Origin of the sequence: Paraclostridium sordellii, from assembly GCF_000953675.1 — a bacterium.
GTDB classification, from domain to species: Bacteria; Bacillota; Clostridia; order Peptostreptococcales; family Peptostreptococcaceae; genus Paraclostridium; species Paraclostridium sordellii.
Map to the genome: position 1 here is coordinate 3382932 of NZ_LN679998.1, position 377 is coordinate 3383308.

Genomic DNA, 377 nt, shown 5'->3' on the forward strand with positions numbered 1-377 from the left:
CGGAATCGAACCGGTACGAGAGGTAAGTCCCGCAGGATTTTAAGTCCTGTGCGTCTGCCAGTTCCGCCACTTCGGCACATCACCTAGCTATGTCCTACTCTCCCAGGCAGCTTCCCACCAAGTACCATTGGCGCTAAAGAGCTTAACTTCTGTGTTCGGAATGGGAACAGGTGTATCCTCTTTGCTATAATAACTAGATTATGTTTTATTCATTTTTGAACAAGTATTATAATACCATTTCAATAAGTATTTGTCAATACTTTTTTAAAACAATATTTTACATTAATACTCTAAAAACTGTATAACATTTATCTGATCAAATAATCTTGGTCAAGTCCTCGATCTATTAGTATCAATAAGCTACATGCATTGCTGCA

Annotated in this window: 1 rRNA gene; it reads right to left on the minus strand. The window is 37.9% G+C overall.

Features of this window, described 5'->3' with window-relative positions:
- Positions 1-81: 81 nt before the first annotated feature.
- Positions 82-198: ribosomal RNA gene (rrf, locus tag ATCC9714_RS16575) — 5S ribosomal RNA — on the minus strand.
- Positions 199-377: the final 179 nt, after the last annotated feature.